This window comes from Paenibacillus sp. RC334 (assembly GCF_030034735.1).
GTDB lineage: Bacteria > Bacillota > Bacilli > Paenibacillales > Paenibacillaceae > Paenibacillus > Paenibacillus terrae_A.
This window is the reverse complement of the sequence record NZ_CP125370.1, coordinates 4259616-4280319: the sequence shown is the minus strand read 5'-3', so window position 1 is coordinate 4280319 and position 20704 is coordinate 4259616. Positions and strand designations below refer to the sequence as shown.

The window sequence follows — 20704 nt, the reverse complement described above, 5'->3', positions numbered from 1 at the left end:
GATATAAAGATGAAAGACGTGCTATTCGTCGGGGCAGGTGGAGCACTCGGAACCTCTGCCCGTTACGGCGTACAAACATTGCTGCCTGCGGCAGGGGCCGATTTTCCACTTGGCGTACTGTTCATTAATTGGATCGGCTGTCTGTTTCTCGGCTGGTTCTTTACGGTAACTTTGCGATCGTGGCGGATCAAGCCTCGCTGGCGACTTGCCATCGGAACAGGCTTTACTGGGGGGCTTTACAACCTTTTCCACCTTTGCAGTGGATGCCGTGCGTCTGACGGTTCATGATCGTGCGCTTACGGCTGTGTTGTATCTGTTGCTCAGTGTATGTGGAGGTCTGTTTTTGACATGGACAGGTATTCGTCTGGGCACGAAAATGACGCAAGCTGCCCCCAAGGAGGACAACTTATGATCTGGTGGGCGGCGGCAGGTGGAATGGTCGGTACATTGGCGAGATACGGGCTTGGCATGTGGGTTGGAAAAAGGTTTGGCACCGCATTTCCGTGGGGAACGTGGATCATTAACATCAGTGGTTCATTGCTGCTCGGCTGGCTGTACGGCGAATTTACGCAGCATAATCTGTCTCCTGCACTCTGGATGCTGCTGGGGACAGGCTTTTGTGGTGGCTATACCACCTTTTCAACATTCGGGTATGAATCTCTCCAACTGATCGAACGTAGAGAATATCGGCGTACGGCTGTCTATGTGCTGTCTTCCGTGGTGGTAGGAGTAACGGCGGCGGCGGCTGGATATATGATTAGTTGAACTTTATAAGTCTCCAAAATAGTCTGTAAAACGCAAAAAAAGCCTCCAAATCCCTCACGCGGCATTTTCAGCCATGAGTAAGGCTTTGAAAGCTTTTTTTATTTGGTATGTTAACAAACACATGATAGAGTACTTGCGCCTGCGAAGCTATTTTTTATCCCGTTCTTTATACAGCTCAGGCAAAAGGGATTCCAGTTCCGGTCTTGGTTCAGGATCGGACAGCTTCATCTCCTCCAGCGTTTGGACGGCAATGCGCAGCACAGTATAATCCCTGTACCAACGGTTATCCGAAGGAACGACATACCACGGAGCCTGCTTGGTTGCGCTTAGCTCCAGCACGTCCTCATAATATTGGGTATATTGCTTCCAAAATTTACGTTCCTGCAAATCACTTGGATCAAGTTTCCAGTTTTTATGCGGCTTTTCAATTCGGTCGATCAGCTTTTCCAACTGGAATTGCTTTGAAATATGTAAAAAGATTTTGACGACCTTTACACCGTTATCCAGCAGCAGTTGTTCAAAATGTTTGATGTGTTTAATATTTCGTTTGGCCTGCTTGTCGGATACCTGGCCGTGAACACGTGTAATCAGTACATCCTCATAATAAGAGCGGTTGAATGCCGCGATATATCCACGTCCCGGGGTTACGCTGTGGGCACGCCACAGGAAGTCGTGACTTAATTCTTCGGCTGTAGGTGATTTAAAACTGTGGACAGTCACCCCCGCCGGATTGAGGTTGGAAAATACCTGCTTGATGACGCCATCTTTTCCGCTGCAATCCATACCCTGAAATACAAACAAAACAGCATGTTTTTTCTCCGTAAATAATTTGCTTTGTAGTTCCGCGAAGCGTTCCTTCAATTGATCTGTTTCCTGCTGAATTTCTTCTTTATTTTTGATATCCTTCGTATCCTTGGGGTTCCATTCTTTTAAAGAAACTTTTTTACCCGGTGTCAGCATTCCTAATGAATCAGACATAAAAGGCACGCTCCTTTTCAATTGAAGTATGATATCTTGTCTACATCATATACCCAAATGGGGGTGTTATCAAAAATTCCTTATGTATCTTTGCTTTTCTTGGTCTAAACGGCTACATTTTCGACTTTCTGGTCAGTCTTTTGGTCACAGAGTTTTTCTTCAATTTCTAGTGGATCAGATACTTCTTTTTACTCAGTAAATTATTCTATCTTTCTTTTCATCAGCCTTGTAATTGTGTTTGGGAAAACTTGCTTTCCAAATATTTGTGCAACAGACTAATTCAATATCTACATACATTTCTCCAGCTAATTCTTTTTCCATAAAGACTCTTTCATGTTGCTTCTGCAATATTTCAATTACTTCGTCTGATATCAATCGAACATTGAGATTTCTAAATATGGCCTGATTTTTACGATTGAAGTATTTTGATGAACGATTTGACATGGTAAAGACTTACTCTTGCTGAGATAGGTAGACTTGAGTACTCTTTTCCATATCATTAATTAGAAGTAAGCGATCTAAACCCGAAATTTTTATGAAGCCTTGAGCTTCAAAAAGCGTATATTGAGCCTGAAGCAGAGCTATAAACTTACATTTCAAGTAGGAATAAAGAATCAAATTGATGTCGAATTATGAAATATTTTGTTTAAATGGTAGATTGTTGTAACGGTAGACTGTATATTAATAGTGGAAATGTCCAAATAAAAGGGAGGATTGAGTTGAAAACAAAATAAAATAAAATCTCAATGACTCTAGTTGTAGTGTCTTTAATACTGGTGGATGCGTTTGGACTTAGTAGTGTAGCAAGTGCTGCCAATGATTTAGTGGTTTTCTGTTACGTCAGGAATGATAATAAGATTTCCAAATTTCCTAAAAGGGGTGCTAACCTTGAAAAAACTATTAGCTTCCAAGAAAAAGCTATTTTCCATGGTCGGAATATTATCTATTGCCGTGATTTCTATTAGTTCCACTTCTTTTGCAACTAGCTTTACCGGAGGGAGAAGCTCAGCCAATTTTAATGCATATTATGATTCCTCTGTTTCTACGAATGGCTATACCAGTGCCTATGATACCGCACGTTCTGATTGGAGCGCTGCGTCTGGATCAGTAAACATCGGTAAAACGACATCGACGAGTGGAACTCCAGACAAATATTATGTTGGTTCTACAGCTACTTCTGGTTTATTGGGAGTAACGACTCCTTATAACACATCTGGTGGTGTAGCAGGTGTAAGCGATAGATGGGCATTTGCTACTGTGGCAATTTATCATAATCAGATGGAGGCTTTCGGTATGAATTCCGCACAAAAAACCTCCAACGCAACCCATGAGATTGGCCATACGTTATCTCAAGCGCATCCATCAACTTCTAGTAGCTCTGTTATGAAACAAGGTATTCAGTCTATCGGTGTTCAAGCATATGACAAGCAATCCTTAATTGCCAAGTGGGGAAACTAATTATCGTAATAACTAATTTAAGGAAGGGGCACTATTATGACTTTTAATAAAAAAATAAAGTTGGGTATTTCTGTATTAGCGGTAGGGGGACTGATTGCTTCAGGGAGTCTTTTTTTTACATCCACGAATGCTTCTCCAAAATTTTCAGAATTAAATACTCCAAAAATCTCGTTAGAAGCTTCTTATATTGAATACGGAACGGCAGACGAGTTGGACTCCAATGCAGAACTTATTGTGATAGGGACTCCTTTACAGGGTTTTGACGATCGTCAACATATCGTTACGAGCTTTGATGATGGCACTATTCAAGACTTTTACACACTTACTAATGTAAAAATTGACAAGGTAATTAAGTCACCCGAAGGTGTAGCACTGAACGCAGAAGAACCTTTGTCTATAGTCGAACCGATTTCTTATATTAAAGATGCTGGGGGCAAGAAAAAAATAGCTTATGAGGATTATACTGAATTGAAGCAAAATGAAAAAAGTATTATTTTTCTCAAGAAAAATACACAAGGACAGTATAGCGTAATCAATATGGATCTCGGAAAGTTTGCTATTGAACCTTCTTCTCAATCCCCTAGTATTTCGGGGGGAAAAACAAGATTCAAAAGAACAATTCCGAAAATCAGTATTGGAAAAATATGATTTGAAATAAATTCAAAAAAAGGTCTGTTCTTTATTTAAACAAAAGAACAGACCTTTTTAGCTAATCTTTAATTCTCTCAAGTAATTTATTTATCGAATTTGTGGAGTTGACTGATATCTTGTACGCAGTATGAGTATCGTCCTTATTCACATACATAGCATTGTTGGTTGGATCGTTATTGTTAATCCATAAATAATAAGAATCTTTTGTTCCATCTTTTTGGAATGTAACTTCGTAATTTGGAGAATCCGTATTAACTATACCTGATAACTTTTCTGATTCCTTAATTGCATTGATAAATATCATAGTGTCCGAAGTATCATTAAATGTAGCAATTACATCTTTTTTTGTTTGTTGTTGCAGTGTTGCGTCCTTCTGTAGTTTGTAGACTATTATTTTCTCCTGCCCCTTCCCGCTTTGAGAAATAACTATTTTTTCAGCGTTAGAGCTACAAGCTGTTATTAACAACAACACGATAATCAAAAACAATATTCCATTCTTCCGCATAATAGAACAAATCCCCTTTCTGAATTTTACTCTATAGACGATCCGAATTGGTGAAATGTTTCAGTTTAAAGAATAATTTTGTTGTAATGTATAAAAATAGATAATAGTGTGGGAAGAATTTTGACCGACCTCGCTATCAGGCAATGCGGTTAATGATTCGTGAGGGTGATTTTGGAAGGCTTCTTGAGGATCAATTCCTAAGTATGCTTGCTTACGTAGCTGCACAGGAAAGGTTGAAAAATAAACAACGACAAAGTGAAGGAATAGAGGTAGCCAAAGCAGCAGGGGTGAAATTTGGTCGTCCTAAGCAGGAGATCACGCCTGATTTGTTAGGGTACTCCTTCATCTAATCATACAAGTACGACAACGAATCCACATCCGGCTAAAGGTGAACCTAACTCATCTATTGATATTCTGGATAAAAATACAGGTGAGATAAAAACAAGAAGATATTATGATGAGAATGGAAGAGCTGTACACGATGTAGACTATACGAATCATGGAAATTCAAAGCAGCATCCAGAGTGGCCTCATGAACAAGTTACTATAAGAATGATAGCTATTGGATTAGCCAGAATGAAGAAGAGTACTTTCTTACTCGTGAAAGAGACAGTTTTTCGCAGTCGTTTGAATCAGCAAGAGAGTTGTTTGCTAATGGGAAGATTGCCGACAAGACTATTTTAGAATTGTGGGATAACATAGTGATTTGAAAAAAGTACAATTTCAGCTTGCCCCTTAACAATAAAAAGGGGCGAGCTTTTTTACATAGTTGGCCTATCTGAATAAAGGGGGATTTAATTTGCATACACCTTATTATGGATACTCTTCAGCTAATGGTAATTCGATATGACTAGAATGAAAAGTAGTGAACGAAAAGCATTGATACAATAAGGTTTTTTGAGGTTTAATGAGACTAGATGAGAAGCTTATTGATATCTTGTCTACATAATATACCCAAATGGAGAAAAGAGCATCTTTTCATAAAAAAAGCGTCCCCCCCATAGATAGAAGAGACGCCTCCTGTTTAAGCATTTATGCCAACATCAAACGGGGATTACTTTAAACCGTTTCAGGCTGGAGCTTTTCAACCTTGTCAATGGTTCCGCCGCCCAGACACCGTTCACCATCGTAAAATACGACGGCTTGTCCAGGGGTAATGGCTTTTTGATGTACGTCGAATGCGACGTGTACGGTTCCATCCTCAAGCCATTGTAAAGTCACTTGCTGGTCAGGCTGGCGATAACGGAACTTGGCTGCGCAACGGAATTCGCCGGACGGACGCGTATCCGCGCCTTCAATCCAGTTCACGTCGGTTGCAATTAGACTGGTGGAATACAAGCTGTGGTGACGGTCGCCCTGTACCACATACAAAATGTTCCGCTCCAGATCCTTGTCGGCTACGAACCACGGTTCGCCTGAACCGGAGCCGCCTATGCCCAAGCCTTGCCGTTGGCCGAGTGTATAGTACATCAGACCATCATGGCGTCCTTTGACTTCACCTGTAGCGATATCCACCATGTCTCCGCCTTTAGCAGGCAGATACCCGCTCAAAAACTCCTTGAAATTACGCTCGCCGATGAAGCATACGCCAGTGCTGTCCTTCTTCTTGGCCGTATACAATCCTGCGGCTTCCGCAATTTTGCGGACCTCCGGTTTCGGCAAATGACCAATGGGGAACATAGTCCGAGACAATTGTTTTTGGCTCAATGCATTTAGGAAGTAGGTCTGATCCTTGTTGCTGTCCACGCCCCGCAGCAAGGTGAAACGGCCGTCTTCTTCCACAACCCGAGCGTAATGTCCTGTAGCGACATAATCCGCGCCCAAATCCAGCGCTTTATTGAGAAATTCGCCGAATTTAATTTCACGGTTGCACATGACATCCGGGTTTGGAGTACGTCCAGCCTTATATTCATCAAGAAAATACGAGAATACCTTATCGAAGTATTCTTTTTCAAAATTGACGGTATAGTAAGGAATGTCGATCTGCTCACAGACACGGCGTACATCCTCCGCATCCTCCTCAGCCGTACAACGGCCAAATTCATCCGTGTCATCCCAGTTTTTCATGAAGATGCCGATTACGTCATAGCGCTGCTCCTTCAGTAGCAGCGCGGTAACGGATGAGTCGACGCCCCCGGACATGCCGACGACGACACGGGTTTCATGATTGGCTTTAGCCATGGTCATCACCCAATTCTCTCAATATTGTTGTAGAACCCTCCTATTATAACATAAACGATAATAAGTTACGATGGATGGACGATCCAACGACACAGAGAACGATGGGAGAAAGTTCTATAAAATGGGCCAAAGCCGTTTCAAATGGCCCGAAAACAACTTTTTTTAAGATTGTTACCGTAATATTTCCCTTTACCTGCCCTAATATGTTAACATAAGCTGAGGGTTAAGATCGGAATAGAGAGGTTTATAACACCAGTTATTCCGCGTGTTTAACGGAATTGTTACTATAAGTGAGGTGGCACAATTGAAAATATCAACAAAAGGCCGCTACGGCCTGACGATTATGATGGAACTTGCAGCCAGGTTTGGCGAAGGCCCGACGTCTTTGAAAAGTATAGCCGAGAAAAATCAGCTCTCCGAGCATTATCTGGAGCAGCTTATTGCGCCTTTGCGCAATGCAGGTTTGGTAAAAAGTATCCGTGGTGCTTACGGCGGTTATATTCTGGCGGGTGAACCGGCAGGGGTAACGGCAGGAGACATTATTCGTGTATTGGAGGGTCCGATTTCTCCAGTAGATTTCACTGAAGAGGATGATCCGGCGAAGCGTCAGCTATGGCTACGGATTCGTGACAGTATTGCAGAAGTACTGGATTCCACTACGCTCAAGGACTTGATCACATACCAGGAACATGATGAATTGGATAACTACATGTTTTACATTTGAGGTGAATCGACATGAACAGAATTTATCTGGATCATGCCGCATCGACTCCTATGCATCCTGAGGTTGCGCAGACTATGATGGACATCATGACCGGCCAATTCGGTAACGCTTCAAGCGTTCATGCCTTTGGCCGGGATGCCAAGCGCACCGTCAGCGCTGCACGGGATGCCGTTGCGGCCTCTTTGGGCTGCAAGCCCGAAGAAATCATATTTACAAGCGGAGGGACAGAAAGCGATAATCTGGCCCTGTTCGGGACGGCTACGGCAGATGGCCGCACTTCCGGCCATATCATTACGACAACCATTGAGCATCATGCGGTGCTTCATGCTTGCGCTGAACTCAAAAAAGCGGGATATGAAGTGACCTATGTGCCAGTCAACAGCTTTGGGCGCGTCAATCCAGCCGATATAGAGGCTGCGATCCGGCCGAATACTTTTTTGATCAGCATGATGTATGCCAACAATGAGGTAGGCGTAATTCAGCCGATCCATGAAGTGGGACAGATTGCGGGAGAACATGGCATTGTATTCCATGTAGATGCGGTTCAAGCTTACGGTCATATACAGATAGACTGCCAGAGCCTTCCGGTTGATTTGTTTAGCGTATCCGGTCATAAGATTAACGGCCCGCAAGGCGTTGGAGCTTTGTATATCCGTCAGGGTACACGTATCCAACCTTTGATGCACGGGGGACTTCAGGAGAAGAAACGCCGTGCTGGTACGGAAAACGTTGCCGGGATTGCAGGTTTGGCTAAAGCAGCAACTCTTGCCAACACCTCTATAGAGGAACGCTGGGCGCACGATATGACTCTTCGTCAAACTCTGCTGAAAGCGCTGGAAGACACTTTGGGCAAAGACGCTTTTGTGATCAACGGCGATCCTGAGCATTCTTTACCGAATGTTCTGAATCTAAGCTTCCCGGATATCGGTACGGAGACCATGCTGATGAATCTGGATATGGAAGGAATTGCAGCGGCCAGCGGTTCAGCTTGTACTTCCGGGTCTTTGGAATTGTCGCATGTGTTGCAGGCGATGGATCTTCCTGAAGATGTTTTGAATTCAGCGATTCGCTTTAGCTTCGGTTTGGGTAATACTACGGAGGAAATGGAATACACGGCCAAGAAAATTGAAACCATATGGAAGCGGCTACGTACTAGGTACTAGGGATTTCTCCGCACTTTAATAAGAAGGGAGGGGCGGTTTTCCATTTCATGGCATGAACGGAACCAAGGTCTGACACGCATGAAGGAAAGGACCGCACCTCCGTTCGGATTGCAGAATGAGGAGGTACCCTATTATGAAGCTTCAGGATATGATCGGACTTGCCGTTTTCGACGTAGAGGACGGGAAGCAGATCGGTAAAATACAAGATTTTATGGTGACGGCTGATTGGAAAATTACAGGGATCGAGTTGGAGGGCAAAGGCCTTTTTTCATCTCAAGTGAAAATGGTGGCTTGGGATGACATCGTTGCTTATGGCGAAGATGCGATTATGATTCGCAATCAGCAAGCTGTCCGTAAAACGGAAGCCAACGATATTCAACTTACGTATTTGCTTGGACCCGGTAAATTGAAGGATTTATCCGTGCTTACAGAGGAAGGACTTATGCTCGGACACATTTCGGATGTTTATTTTGACCAGGGAATGGGCAATAACATAATAGGCTTGGAAATCAGCGATGGTTTTGTATCGGATATTATAGAAGGGCGGAAATGGCTGCCCTGCACCGAAGAAATGTCCATCGGGGAGAATGCCGTTATGGTGCCCCCGTTAAGCGAGCAGCGTTTGGAAAAAGCCATATATTCTGTTAATGGATAGGGTGAGTTTATTGAGATGTCCGAATTGTAATTCCAAAGATATCGGCAAAATCGGCTCCCATCAATTTTATTGCTGGGGATGCTTCATCGAACTTCAAGTGAATGGTGAAAAAATGTCCGTCTACCAAGTGGAAGAGGATGGAACGCTCAGTTCGCTGGACGACCTGTTCTTTGGAGATGAAATGGCACAACAGGATCTGCCCCAGATCCACGCTTCTTCCTAAGTTTAAAACTGAAGCGGGGACAGGCTGTCCATCTATATGAGATGTGACTATACTGTTCAGCAGATGAACGGATCATAGTTTGGACCATGCTTGATGAATAACGAGGAGGGTGACTCCCGATGGCTGTAATAGCCTGGGGGTCACCCTCTTTTTCATGTAGATTCCTGTCTGGATGTATAGCATGCTGTTTATCTGTTTTTTTGGGCAGAAGTGTTTTACAGCTTAAAGCGTTTAACCTCTTCCAGCAGCAGGTCTGCGTGCGAGTCAAGTTTGGCGGAAAGCTGGGCAATATTGTTCATGGAATGCCCTTGCTCCTGCACGGAGGAAGCCACTTCCTCGGTGGAAGCTGCGCTTTGCTCAGAAACGGCGACCACGCTGGAAATGACATCGGAAATATGTCCAGCGTTTGTACGGAGATGGTCAGCCGCAGCGGATACGTCCTCAATCTGGGTAAGCATATGCTGAGAAGCTCCCCGTATGGACTCGAACGCCTGTCTCGTAGCGGTAGCCGCATGCTCCTGTTCTACTGTTACAGCGAGAGCCTTCTTCATTTCCTCTGCGCTCCGCAGTCCCGCAACCTTGATTTCCTCCAGCTTGTGCATAATGCTGTCACTGGAGCTTCCTGCTTGTTCAGCCAGCTTGCGTACTTCCCCGGCAACGACGGCAAAGCCGCGTCCGTGTTCCCCGGCACGGGCTGCTTCAATGGAAGCATTTAGCGCCAGCAGATTGGTTTGGGCTGCGATATTATGAATGGCCCCAGCCAGCCGTTCAATATCCTGTGTTTTCAACGTGAGCGAGTCTACAGCTTCACCTACAGCGGTTGTTGTTTGTCTGGACTCGGCTGCAAGCTTCGCTTGACGCTCCGCTGTTTCGTACCCAGCCAGCACGGCAGAGTCTGTTTCCAGCACGGCGGTTTGGGTTCGCTTGACACTTTGGCCGATTTGGTCGATGGAGCCCGTCATATGCGATAGCTTTTCAGAGCCGGAATATACAGCCTCGGCCTGATCACTTGCTCCTTGGGCAAGCTCCTGAACGGCACTGGAGATTTGTGATGCAATGGTCCCGGTATCCTTGGCGTGCTGGTGCATGTCATGAGAAGCTGAGCTGACCTCGCCAGCCGTATCTGCCACTTTGCGCAGTAAGTGAGAAAGATTATCCGACATGATATTAAAATCCGTACCCAAGCTGGCAATTTCATCTTTGCCCTTAATATCCACACGTGCTGTCATATCCCCTTCAGCAATCCGCTTGACGTTCGCTTGAAGCCTCCGAATCGGCTTGATAAAGCTGTTCGCCGCCCAGACCGCCAAAAGCATGGCAACAACGAAAATAATAGCTACAGTAATCAACAGTTGGTTACGAGTGGAGTAGTACTCCTGAAAAGCAATATCTTTTGAGATAGACAAACCTACAATCCAGCCTGTGCTGGGCATTTTCTTAAAATAAAGCTGGCGATCACTACCATTGTAGTTGTAGTCGGATTTTCCCGAAGGGGCACTGAGCAGAGTGGCCGTTGATGAACCCAACTCGGGCGTATCCTTGAGATTTTTACCAGCCAGCTTGCTGTCCGGATGCGCGACGACAACTCCATTCTGGTCAATCAGAAATGCGTAGCCTAATCCGTTCAGGTTTATGTTCTTAATGATTTTTGTCATGTCGTTTAACATAATATCTTCACTGATCACCCCAGTGATAGAGCCATTGGAGTCCTTGAGAGGCTTTGCAATGGAAATGGTGAAGTCCTGGCTTCCTGCATCAATGTACGGTGAGGAATAATACAATTCCCCCTTGGTTTTGGCATCCTTGTACCACGGACGTGTGCGAGGATCGTAGCCCGCATCAGACCAGCCGGAGCCATCCCAGTAGGTTCCATCCTCAAATCCTGCATAAATGTTAGCGATACTTTGATCCTTATAGTTTTGAAAGGCCGCCTTTAGAGAAGCTATTTTGGCATCTGGTGGAATATTGCCGGATTCCAGACCTGCAGCTAATGTCTCGATAATTTTGGCATTGCCGCTTGTCCATCCGTCGAGCTGATTGACGGTTTCGGTGGCTTTACTGTTCATAAGCTCTTGTATGTCACGGTTGGCCTGATTTTTAATGCTTGTCATGCTAATGACGGACAAAGGCCCAGCTGCAACGATAACAATACAGGTGAAAAGGAGAATAAGCTTCATTTTTAAGTTCATGTAACGACCCCCGATGATTCAGAAATGTGAAAGCTCAAATAGTTCTTTGTACTTATATCGTCAGATAGAATGACTTTGTTAATCATTTTCAATTGTTTTCATTCTTTCTTCATAATCATTATTTAAGGCGCCTCTACAGTTATGGGAAGGATTAAAGTAAAGGTACAGGCATATACTTAGAAGAGGCTAGTCCGGTAAGGGGGCACGATATGGAGCAATTAACGAAAAGCAGGCTGTTCCGATACGGAATATGGACACTGCTGGGACTTGTCATTCTATATTTTATCTGGCTGCTTCGGCCTTTGTTTTTGCATCTGTATGATTTTCTAAAAACAATTATTGCGCCATTTGCGGTGGCGATGATTATTTCCTATGTGCTTAATCCTGTGGTCAATATGCTGGGCGGACGCAAGGTACCTCGAAGCGTAGCCGTCCTGCTCATTTATGCTGTATTTTTGGGCAGCCTCGTCGTTATTCTGATGCACCTGATTCCGATGTTTATTGATCAACTGGATGAACTGAATGAGCATCTGCCTGAGCTGACCATGCATGCACAGGGATTAATGACGAATATGGATGGAAGTATTTTACCCCAAGGGGTACGCTCAGGTATGAATCAGTGGTTTTTTCAACTCGAAAATCGGATGGCTACAGGGATTGCTGCTTTTATGGACAACATCGGCGGGATGATCAATATGTTGTTCAATGTGTTCATTGTGCCGTTTCTCATTTTTTATATTTTAAAGGATTTCGATGTGTTTGAACGGGCTATTGTGTCTTATCTCCCGCGATCCCGCCGCAAGGCTATTGTAACGGTGCTCAAGGAAATTGATCAGGCGCTCGGTAACTATGTGCGCGGACAACTGCTGGTGTGCGTCATTATCGGGGTGATGGCCTATATCGGATATATGCTGATTGGGATGCCTTATGCGCTGCTGCTGGCAGGAGTGGTGGCTGTATTCAATATCGTGCCGTATTTAGGCCCGTTTTTGGGGGCTGCTCCGGCGGTCGTAATGGCTTCTACGGTTTCTTTTAAAATGGTGCTGCTGGTCGTAGTCGTCAACACCTGTATTCAAGTGTTGGAAAGTAACGTCATTTCTCCCCAGGTGGTTGGACGAACCTTGCATTTGCATCCGATTGCCATCATTTTCGCACTGCTGGTGGGCGGGGAAATAGCGGGAATAACCGGGTTAATTTTAGCGGTTCCGGTGATGGCGGTCTTGAAGGTGGCGCTTCAGCATTTTTTTGCTTATTACGTGAAGCGCAAAACGATCTGATTTCGTTCATATCCCCGTCTGAAATCGCGTTGACACGGCTAAATGACACGGATATACTGAATTGAGTATGTTTAAATGTGTTTATCCAGTAGGGAAAGCTCATTTCGGAGTGCGGGCTGAACCCGCCGGGATGCTCCCGTTACCAGTGAAAACAAGGCGATCGCTCGTCCGTTAATCAGATGTTGGGTGCGCAGCTTGCGCATGTAGCATTTCGTACAGAGGGGACGACGATAACCAGGGTGGTACCGCGATACAATCGTCCCTGATCCGTTCAGGGGCGTTTTTCTGTTTTTTTATGGCCTGTGCCAAGTACAAGTGACACCATAATTAGGAGGCTACTTATATGAAAGCTAGTGAAATCCGCTCCAAATGGCTGGAGTTTTTTGAAAGCAAGGGACATGTGATTGAACCAAGCGCACCGCTTGTTCCGCATAAAGATCCTTCCCTGCTGTGGATTAATGCAGGGATGGCACCGCTTAAGCCTTATTTTGATGGACGTGTGAAGCCTGAGAATCCGCGTATCGCCAATTCGCAAAAATGTATTCGCACGAATGACATTGAAAATGTCGGCAAAACGCGCCGTCACCACACTTTTTTCGAAATGCTCGGTAATTTTTCGATTGGCGACTATTTTAAGGAAGAAGTCATTGTATGGGCGTGGGAATTTCTGACTGATCCGAAGTGGATCGGCTTTGACCCGGAGCGTCTGGCTGTAACCGTATATCCTGAGGATGAAGAGGCGTACAAGCTGTGGAACGAAAAGGTAGGGCTTCCTGCTGAACGTATTATCAAACTGGAAGATAACTTCTGGGATATCGGCGAAGGTCCTTGCGGGCCTTGTACGGAAATTTTTTATGATCGCGGCGAAGCTTATGGCAGCGACATGACGGACCCTGAAATGTATCCGGGCGGGGAAAACGAGCGTTATCTGGAAGTATGGAACCTCGTATTCTCACAATTCAACCATAACAAGGATGGTAGCTATACGCCGCTTCCGAACAAGAATATTGATACAGGCGCGGGATTGGAGCGTTTTGCATCCATTTTGCAAAATGTGGATTCCAACTTCGATACGGATATTTTCCAACCTATTATTCAGAAAACAGCCGCTATGGCAGGAGTCAAATATAACGAAAATGTGGACAGCGATGTGGCTCTCAAAGTGATTGCTGACCATGTCCGCACCGTAGCTTTTGCGATTGGTGACGGTGTGCTGCCTTCCAACGAAGGCCGTGGTTATGTTATCCGTCGTTTGCTGCGCCGTGCTGTACGTTACGGAAAAATGCTGGGCATGAACCGTCCATTTATGTTTGAACTTGTGGAAACGGTGGGGGATGTCATGGGCGTGTACTACCCTGAGGTGGTGGACAAGCGTGATTTCATCATCAAGGTGATCAAAACAGAAGAGGAACGCTTCCACGAGACACTGACAGACGGATTGGCTATTTTGGCTGATATCAGTGCTCAGGCGAAAGCGGAAGGTCGCAATGTCATCAGTGGAGCAGACGCCTTCAAACTGTATGACACGTACGGCTTCCCATTTGACCTCACAGAGGATTATGCGGATGAGCAGGGTTTGAAAGTAGACCGTGAGGGTTTTGATGAAGCGATGCAGGAGCAACGGCAACGTGCGCGTGACGCTCATCAGGACAATGCCAGCATGAAGATTCAGGGTGGACCCCTGTCTGACTTGGCGGTTAAAAGCGATTTTGTTGGATATAATGACCTCGTAACCGAATCCAAAATTGTGGCTATTGTATATGAAGATGTGCTAGTGGATAGTGTTAGTGAAGGACAGACTTGTCAGGTTGTGCTGGACGTGACTCCTTTTTATGCTGAAAGCGGCGGACAGGTAAGTGACCATGGCTTGCTGCGCGGAGGTACGGTAACGGCGAAGGTCGAAGGACTGTTCAAGGCGCCTCAAGGCCAGCATGTACATCAGGTCGTCGTGGAAGCCGGTGAGCTGAACGTTGGCGATACGGTGAAAGCGGAAGTGGAACAAGCATCCCGTGGTGAAATCGAAAAAAATCATACGGCTACGCATTTGCTTCACAAAGCGCTTAAGGAAGTGCTGGGCGACCATGTCAATCAGGCAGGTTCACTGGTGGAGCCTGGGCGTCTGCGTTTTGACTTCTCCCATTTTGGAAGCATAACGCCGGAAGAACTGGCGGATATTGAGTTGCGTGTAAATCGCGCTATTTGGAGCCAGCTGGATGTAAATATTGAACTGAAACCGATTGATGAAGCCAAGGCTCTCGGAGCGATGGCGCTGTTCGGTGAAAAATATGGAGATATCGTACGTGTCGTCAAGGTAGGCGATTACAGCATTGAGCTGTGCGGCGGCTGTCATGTGAGCAACACCTCACAAATCGGACTGTTCAAGCTTGTCAGCGAGAGCGGCATCGGATCGGGTGTTCGCCGGATTGAAGCGGTGACTGGACGCTTTGGCTTTGAATATATGGAAGGCCAGTTGGAACTGCTAAAAGTATCGGCAGGTCTGGTGAAATCCAAGCTGTCCGAGGTGCCAAAACGCATCGAATCCTTGCAACAGCAAATTAAGGACCTCAGTCGTGAAAATGAATCGCTGCAAAGCAAGCTGAGTGTTATTGAAGCGGGCCAATTGACCGATCAGGTCGTGCAAGCTGGCGGAGTACAGCTGTTGGCTGCACGTGTACAGGCTTCCAGTATGGATGCGCTGCGTGCGATTGCTGATGAGCTGAAAGGCAAGCTTCCAGCTGCTGTGCTGGTACTTGGGGCTGCAATGGATGACAAAGTCAATTTTGTCGTAGCTGTACCGGCAGAGCATACCAAGGCTGGGCTTCATGCAGGCAAGCTTGTGAAGGAAATTGCTGCAGTATGCGGCGGCGGAGGCGGCGGACGTCCGGATATGGCGCAAGCCGGAGGCAAGGATGCCAGCAAGCTGGACGAAGCGCTCGTGCGTGCCCGTGAATTGGTAGTGGCGGCTACTCAAGGATAAAGTTCGATAATTTTTGCGGAATTTTGGAAAAAACCGGACTTAGACATTTCCTTGAAGGGCTCTGCTTATGGTATGATGTATAAGAATAAGCTGGCATAAACATGTACACATGTTTTGTGGAAGCGAGGTGTCAACAGTGGATTCCATGGACAAAACGGTCAAATTTAATGTCAAGGCGGATGAGAAGGAAGCTTCTGCTCAGGAGATTTTGTTGACCGTATATGATGCTTTGGTGGAAAAAGAATACAATCCGATCAATCAAATTGTCGGGTATTTGTTGTCAGGTGATCCGGCTTATGTGCCACGGCATAATAATGCCAGAAGCCTGGTACGCAAAAAAGAACGCGATGAACTGATTGAAGAGCTGGTTCGTTTCTATCTGGCCAAGCACCGTTAGGAGACAGGCATGAAAGTAATGGGATTGGATTACGGGGACCGCCGAATCGGGGTCGCCGTAAGTGATGCCTTCGGCTGGACCGCCCAAGGATTGGAAGTCATAGAACGACGCGGTGACGACAGCGAGTTCGGTAAAATTGCAAATCTGGTACGTGACAATGAGGTCGGCGAGGTTGTAGTAGGCTTGCCGAAAAACATGAACGGTACCGTGGGTCCACGCGGTGAGATTTGCATTGAGTTTGCAAACCGACTCAAGGAGTTACTGGGTTTACCCGTTCACCTTTGGGATGAACGGCTGACGACGCGTTCGGCAGAGCGCACGCTCCTGGAGGCCGACGTCAGCCGAAAAAAACGCAAGCAGGTGGTAGACAAACTGGCCGCAAGCCTGATCTTGCAAAACTATTTGGACGCACACAGTACAAGGTGAGGGGGATTTCGTAATGGCTGAAAATCAAGTGGGTATGGAAGAAGAGCCGGAAATTATTTACATTGCCGATGACGAGGGCAACGAGGAAGAGTTCGAGGTCATTATGAAGTTTGAGGTAGACGGTTCCGAAGCGAAGTACATGATGGTTGCGCCAGTGGACCCTGAAGCCGACGAGTCCGATGTGTACGCCTTCCGTTACGAGGAAGAAGGCGATGATATTAAATTGTTTGTGATCCAAGACGATGCCGAATGGGAAATCGTTGAAGAGACCTTTAATACATTTGTGGAAGAAGAGGACGAGGAAGACGGGAAATGACGAACTATTCACGTGAAGACCTGAGCTGGACCTCTGATTTGAAGGAAGCGTTCGGCGGCGATGTAGAGCTACAGGATGAACAGGGCCGTGCAATACGCATGGAACTGGAAGCAGAGTTCAAGGTAGGAGAGCAACGGTACGCCGTATTGCGCAAGCCCGGAACTGCTGAAGGCGAGCATGAGCTGTATCATGTGAGCCCATCCCCGGAAGGCGATATTTCCATCACCACGATTGAGGATGACGATGAGTGGGAAGATATTTCCGAGCTGTATGATGAATGCACACTGCCGGAAGAGCTGTAAGGTCTGGATAACGAGGAGATCAAACCTGAAAGGGCGGACCAGTCCGCCCTTTTTGGCTGTGAAGGAGTTGGGTGGAAGTGAAGCGAAGGATGACGTTGGTTACGTTGCTTCTATTGATTGTGATCATAGCAGGCGGAGCAACTCTCTATATTTGGAATGCCATGCAGCCTGTTCAGGCGAAAACGCAGCCGGTTGTATTTACAATAGTGAAGGGAACGGGCACGTCCGCTATAGCTGATACACTGGAGCAAAAGGGACTCATACGTAATGCGCTCGTGTTTAAGGCTTACCTTAAATTCAAACAGCAAGGAAGCGCATTTCAGGCCGGAAAATATGAGGTTCAGCCCGGTGCTACCTTCGATCAGCTGATTGCCAAGCTCTCGGCAGGGGACGTTGTGAAAGAGGAAATGATCCGTTTTACGATACCGGAAGGATTTACGATCAGACAGATGGCTGATAAGCTGCAAAAGGAAGGACTGGCGGACCAGAAGCAATTTTTGCAGCTGGCCAACGATCCGTCCGCTTTTGACGTCGCACTGGTGCGTGACATTCCAAAGCAGGCGGGGCTTCGCTATGCGCTGGAAGGCTATCTTTTCCCGGAAACCTATGAGCTGAAAAAGGGCAGTACGACCAAAGATATTATACAGGCGATGCTGGAACAGACGCAAAAACGTCTGGAGACCGTTCCTGATGTGGACGCCAAGCTGAAACAGCGGGGGGAAACGCGGCATCAACTGCTGACCGTTGCTTCTCTGGTGGAGCGCGAGGTCGTTGTAGATAATGAACGGCCTGTCGTTGCTGGCGTTATTTATAACCGGCTCAAGCAGGATAAGAAGCTGGAAATTGACGCTACCGTTCAATATATGCTGGACAAGCAAAAGGAACGGCTGTACTACAAGGATTTGGCTGTAGAAAGCCCATATAATACGTATTTGCATCAGGGACTTCCACCGGGGCCGATTGCAAGCCCCAGCCTGAAATCAGTGGTGGCAGCTTTGCAGCCGGATGCTACGGATTATTTATTTTATGTGACCAAAAAAGACGGAACGCACAGACATTTGTTTGCCAAGACATATAAAGAACATTTGCATAATATTCAGGTAAGCAACCGTAAGACAAATTAGGAGGTGAGCCTATGGCTTACAAACCCGAACTATTGGTAACTGCCAGTTCTCCGGAGGATGCCCGTCAAATGCTGGAGGCTGGAGCGAGCGCATTGCTTATTGGAGATGACCGCTTTGGGATGCGATTACCGGGACATTTTACACCGGACCAAATCCGTGAGGTTGTGGAAGAAGCTCGAAAGCATACGGCCCAGGTATATGTATCCATGACCAACTTGATGACGAACGAGCTATTGCCGTTCCTTTCCGAATACGTACAGACACTTGCCGGATGCGGTGTAGATGCCATTGAGTTTAATGATCCGGCCGTATTAATGGCGGTAAAGGAATATGCCCCTCATTTGAAGTTGTTCTGGAACGGTGAAATGATTTCCACCAACTTCGCAACCGCCAACTATTGGGGAGAGAAGGGGGCTTCGCGCGTCATTTTGGCCCGTGAGCTGAGTATGGACGAAATTACGGAAATGGTGCCAAAGTTGAACATGGAGGCGCAGGTTCAGGTGCATGGCATGACTAATATTTATCATTCCAAGCGCAAGCTTGTACAAAGCTATATGCTGCATCAGGGACGCACGGTGGAAGGTGATCTGGGCAGAGAGCGCGGCTTGTTTTTGATCGAAGCAGAGCGGCAGGAAGAGAAGTTTCCGATTTATGAGGATATCAACGGAACGCATATTATGAGTTCGGATGATTTTTGCATTATGGAGGACCTGCATATTCTGATGGAAGCAGGCGTGCATAGCTTTAAGATTGAGGGCTTGTTGAAGCCTGCGGCTTATAACGCGGCGGTCGTTCGTGCTTATCGCAAAGCGATGGATACTTTTACAGCTGATCCGGACGCTTATGCTTATGATGAAAGCTGGCTGGATGAGGTTCGCCGTCTTCAAGATCCTGAACGGGAACTGTCCTTCGGATTTTTCTATAAAGAACAGGTTTATTAATTTGAAAAAGAGTACACAGAGGGGGGAACGTCATGGGAACGATGACCAAAACGAGAAAGTATACGGGCAAGCGGAATCGTCTGGATAAGCCGGAGCTGCTGGCTCCTGCCGGAAATCTGGAAAAGCTGAAGTTCGCTATTCACTATGGCGCGGATGCCGTGTACATTGGTGGACAAAAATACGGTCTGCGCTCCAATGCCGATAATTTCAGCTTTGAGGAAATGCGGGAAGGCGTAGAGTTTGCGAAAAAATATGGCGCCAAAGTTATTGTTGCTACCAATATTTATGCGCACAATGAGGATATTGCGGGAATTGAAGAATACCTGTGTAATTTGTACAAGGCGGGTATTCATGCTGTAATTGTCGCTGATCCAGCGATTGTATCTGTGGCATTGCGTACGGTGCCGGAGCTGGAAGTGCATTTGAGCACCCAGCAATCGACGCTGAACTGGCAGGCGGTAAAGTTCTGGAAGAATGAAGGATTACCGCGTGTGGTACTGGGCCGTGAGACCAGCTTGGAGGAAATTGAAGAAATTAAAAAGCATGTAGACATCGAAATCGAAGCCTTTGTCCATGGTGCGATGTGCTCTTCATTTTCCGGTCGCTGCGTGCTGTCTAATCACTTTACGGACCGGGATTCCAATCGTGGGGGCTGCTGTCAGTCCTGCCGCTGGAAATACGATTTGTTTGAGGATGCCCGTCAAGACGAGGTGTGGATATCAGAGGAAGAGGCGCAGGATAGCAACGTTCTGAAGCAGTTCCAGCTTGGCGTTAATCAGATTCCATTGTTTGAGGAAAGTGATAATGCCTTTTCTATGGGCTCTAAGGATCTGTGCATGATTGATAATGTCCCTGATCTGATTGATGTCGGTGTGGACAGCTTCAAAGTAGAGGGACGTATGAAGTCCATTCACTATGTGGCTACGGTTGTAAATGTCTATCGTCAAGCGATTGACTCCTATATGGCTGATCCTGAAAATTATGTGCTCAAGCCGGAATGGATTGATGAAATAAACAAGGCGGCTAATCGTCCGCTGAACACTGGCTTTTTCTACGATACACCGGATCACGAAGATCATATTTATGAGCCGGAAGAAAAGGCTGCGCCTTATGATTTTGCCGGACTGGTTATGGACTACGATGCGGCGAGTGGTATAGCTACCATTCAACAGCGTAACCATTTTAAACCGGGACATGAAATTGAATTTTTTGGTCCGAACGGAACGTTCTTTAAACAAACGGTTGGAACAATCTGGGATGAAGAAGGCAACGAATTGGATGCTGCCCGTCACCCGCTTCAACGGATCAAAATGAAGGTAGATCAGCCTGTATCTTATTTTGACATGATGCGTAAAAAGAAGTAATTAAGTCTTAAGTCTCGGATAAAAAGATTCAAAAGCCTCTCCTATCGGTTGGAGGGGCTTTTTTTTGAATACTTTTCTAGGAAAAAAG

At 46.1% G+C, this 20704-nt stretch carries 21 protein-coding genes and 2 pseudogenes; 18 read left to right on the top strand and 5 right to left on the bottom strand.

All coding sequences use genetic code 11. The features are described 5' to 3' along the window. Positions 1-9: 9 nt before the first annotated feature. Together crcB (QMK20_RS19620) and crcB (QMK20_RS19610) are read left to right on the top strand one after the other, a co-directional pair. Positions 10-412: pseudogene (crcB, locus tag QMK20_RS19620) on the top strand (fluoride efflux transporter CrcB). Continuing rightward, positions 409-765: a fluoride efflux transporter CrcB gene (gene crcB / locus QMK20_RS19610; protein ID WP_283652962.1), complete on the top strand. Its 357-nt coding sequence runs from the start codon at positions 409-411 to the stop codon at positions 763-765. The pseudogene crcB (QMK20_RS19620) and the gene crcB (QMK20_RS19610) overlap by 4 nt, the downstream one beginning before the upstream one ends. A 147-nt stretch (positions 766-912) precedes the next feature. Here the strand turns inward: crcB (QMK20_RS19610) and QMK20_RS19605 are convergent, their stop codons facing one another. Together QMK20_RS19605 and QMK20_RS19600 are read right to left on the bottom strand one after the other, a co-directional pair. Further along, entirely contained in the window at positions 913-1743 is an 831-nt protein-coding gene (locus QMK20_RS19605; RefSeq protein WP_283652961.1) for a PPK2 family polyphosphate kinase, read from the bottom strand. A 192-nt stretch (positions 1744-1935) separates the two neighbouring features. Further along, positions 1936-2187 carry a hypothetical protein gene (locus QMK20_RS19600; RefSeq protein ID WP_283652960.1) on the bottom strand — a complete coding sequence of 84 codons (252 nt, stop codon included), beginning with the start codon at positions 2185-2187 and terminating at the stop codon, positions 1936-1938. Between the two features lie 444 nt (positions 2188-2631). Between QMK20_RS19600 and QMK20_RS19595 the strand changes: the two genes are divergently transcribed. Continuing rightward, positions 2632-3201 carry a hypothetical protein gene (locus tag QMK20_RS19595; protein WP_044648697.1) on the top strand — a complete coding sequence of 190 codons (570 nt, stop codon included), beginning with the start codon at positions 2632-2634 and terminating at the stop codon, positions 3199-3201. Between the two features lie 36 nt (positions 3202-3237). Further along, positions 3238-3849, top strand: a complete 612-nt coding sequence (locus QMK20_RS19590; RefSeq protein WP_283652959.1) for a hypothetical protein — start codon at positions 3238-3240, stop codon at positions 3847-3849. 61 nt (positions 3850-3910) lie between these two features. Here QMK20_RS19590 and QMK20_RS19585 read toward each other — a convergent pair whose 3' ends face one another. Continuing rightward, the gene (locus QMK20_RS19585; protein ID WP_283652958.1) at positions 3911-4357 is read right to left on the bottom strand and encodes a YhfM domain-containing protein; all 447 of its coding nucleotides are present in this window, start codon (positions 4355-4357) and stop codon (positions 3911-3913) included. Between the two features lie 113 nt (positions 4358-4470). Between QMK20_RS19585 and QMK20_RS19580 the strand changes: the two are divergent. Beyond that, positions 4471-4665, top strand: a pseudogene (locus QMK20_RS19580) (recombinase family protein); the annotation flags it as partial. A 751-nt stretch (positions 4666-5416) separates the two neighbouring features. On the opposite strand, the gene mnmA reads toward QMK20_RS19580, so the two are convergent. Next, positions 5417-6544 (bottom strand): tRNA 2-thiouridine(34) synthase MnmA, encoded by a 1128-nt coding sequence (gene mnmA, locus QMK20_RS19575; protein WP_283652957.1) that lies wholly within the window; start codon positions 6542-6544, stop codon positions 5417-5419. 298 nt (positions 6545-6842) lie between these two features. Here mnmA and cymR point away from each other — a divergent pair, with 298 nt between their 5' ends. From cymR to QMK20_RS19555, 4 genes are all read left to right on the top strand, one after another. Next, positions 6843-7262 (top strand): cysteine metabolism transcriptional regulator CymR, encoded by a 420-nt coding sequence (gene cymR / locus QMK20_RS19570; RefSeq protein WP_014282941.1) that lies wholly within the window; start codon positions 6843-6845, stop codon positions 7260-7262. 11 nt (positions 7263-7273) lie between these two features. After that, entirely contained in the window at positions 7274-8425 is a 1152-nt protein-coding gene (locus QMK20_RS19565; protein WP_283652956.1) for a cysteine desulfurase family protein, read from the top strand. A gap of 133 nt (positions 8426-8558) precedes the next feature. Next, on the top strand, positions 8559-9080 hold the full coding sequence (locus tag QMK20_RS19560; protein WP_283652955.1) for a PRC-barrel domain-containing protein: 522 nt from the start codon (positions 8559-8561) through the stop codon (positions 9078-9080). 10 nt (positions 9081-9090) lie between these two features. Then, positions 9091-9303: a hypothetical protein gene (locus tag QMK20_RS19555; RefSeq protein ID WP_013311529.1), complete on the top strand. Its 213-nt coding sequence runs from the start codon at positions 9091-9093 to the stop codon at positions 9301-9303. 215 nt (positions 9304-9518) lie between these two features. Here the strand turns inward: QMK20_RS19555 and QMK20_RS19550 are convergent, their stop codons facing one another. Further along, complete coding sequence (locus QMK20_RS19550; protein ID WP_283652954.1) at positions 9519-11492, bottom strand: methyl-accepting chemotaxis protein; 1974 nt, start codon at positions 11490-11492, stop codon at positions 9519-9521. 209 nt (positions 11493-11701) lie between these two features. Here QMK20_RS19550 and QMK20_RS19545 point away from each other — a divergent pair, with 209 nt between their 5' ends. From QMK20_RS19545 to QMK20_RS19505, 9 genes are all read left to right on the top strand, one after another. Next, positions 11702-12769, top strand: a complete 1068-nt coding sequence (locus QMK20_RS19545) for an AI-2E family transporter (protein ID WP_044648689.1) — start codon at positions 11702-11704, stop codon at positions 12767-12769. Positions 12770-13112: 343 nt separating this feature from the next. After that, on the top strand, positions 13113-15746 hold the full coding sequence (gene alaS / locus QMK20_RS19540) for an alanine--tRNA ligase (protein WP_283652953.1): 2634 nt from the start codon (positions 13113-13115) through the stop codon (positions 15744-15746). A 136-nt stretch (positions 15747-15882) separates the two neighbouring features. Beyond that, positions 15883-16143 (top strand): IreB family regulatory phosphoprotein, encoded by a 261-nt coding sequence (locus tag QMK20_RS19535; protein WP_007431624.1) that lies wholly within the window; start codon positions 15883-15885, stop codon positions 16141-16143. A 9-nt stretch (positions 16144-16152) separates the two neighbouring features. Then, complete coding sequence (gene ruvX, locus QMK20_RS19530; RefSeq protein WP_014282932.1) at positions 16153-16569, top strand: Holliday junction resolvase RuvX; 417 nt, start codon at positions 16153-16155, stop codon at positions 16567-16569. Between the two features lie 13 nt (positions 16570-16582). Next, on the top strand, positions 16583-16885 hold the full coding sequence (locus QMK20_RS19525) for a DUF1292 domain-containing protein (protein ID WP_025682191.1): 303 nt from the start codon (positions 16583-16585) through the stop codon (positions 16883-16885). Further along, a complete protein-coding gene (locus tag QMK20_RS19520) occupies positions 16882-17187 on the top strand; it encodes a DUF1292 domain-containing protein (protein ID WP_283652952.1) in 306 nt (101 codons plus the stop codon). The genes QMK20_RS19525 and QMK20_RS19520 overlap by 4 nt, the downstream gene beginning before the upstream one ends. Before the next feature lie 95 nt (positions 17188-17282). After that, positions 17283-18311, top strand: a complete 1029-nt coding sequence (gene mltG / locus QMK20_RS19515) for an endolytic transglycosylase MltG (protein ID WP_283656313.1) — start codon at positions 17283-17285, stop codon at positions 18309-18311. 11 nt (positions 18312-18322) lie between these two features. After that, complete coding sequence (locus QMK20_RS19510) at positions 18323-19252, top strand: peptidase U32 family protein (RefSeq protein ID WP_283652951.1); 930 nt, start codon at positions 18323-18325, stop codon at positions 19250-19252. A 32-nt stretch (positions 19253-19284) separates the two neighbouring features. After that, positions 19285-20616 carry a peptidase U32 family protein gene (locus QMK20_RS19505; RefSeq protein WP_283652950.1) on the top strand — a complete coding sequence of 444 codons (1332 nt, stop codon included), beginning with the start codon at positions 19285-19287 and terminating at the stop codon, positions 20614-20616. Positions 20617-20704 lie beyond the last annotated feature (88 nt).